Raw genomic sequence first — 514 nt, 5'->3', positions numbered from 1 at the left:
CTAGCTGAAGAATAGCGCCAATGTTCTGGTTCATTTACATAACCTTCAACCACAGGATTCTTATGAATATAGTTAATCTTTTCCCAAACAAATTTTTCTGAGTATAGTTCAATGGCATGATTGCCTGATTGCCAAAATTTATTTGTTGTACTGCTTTTAAATTTCTTACCATTATCTTTAAAAGTCTTCATAAAACATTCTCTTCTACTTTCTGGCTCATTTACTATTTGAAACAACACCTGTTTTACAGTATGTCGTTTAAAATCTCGTATGACATTCTTTAACTGAAATGGTTCATCACAATTTACAATTAAATGCATGTGATTTGTCATTAAACAAAAAGCATACACATTTAAGCCTTTGTTTATTATACAGTATCGTAAAGCATCTACAATAGCTTTTTTATGATTCTTTCTTGTAAATACATCAACCCAGTCGACAACAGTTAATGTTAAATAATAACTTGTATTTTTCTTAATTGTATGTTTTACACCTGTTTTAATACAAGTAAAAA

The 514-nt window shown here is 28.8% G+C and carries 1 protein-coding gene; it reads right to left on the bottom strand.

The window, feature by feature from the left end; genetic code table 11:
* On the bottom strand, nt 1-514 hold a 514-nt coding region (locus DNU06_RS17675; protein WP_111064803.1), incomplete at both ends, for an REP-associated tyrosine transposase.

Origin of the sequence: Putridiphycobacter roseus (assembly GCF_003234935.1) — a bacterium.
GTDB classification, from domain to species: Bacteria; Bacteroidota; Bacteroidia; order Flavobacteriales_D; family Crocinitomicaceae; genus Putridiphycobacter; species Putridiphycobacter roseus.
The sequence above is the reverse complement of the archived record's forward strand: the minus strand, read 5'-3'. Positions and strand labels throughout refer to the sequence as shown.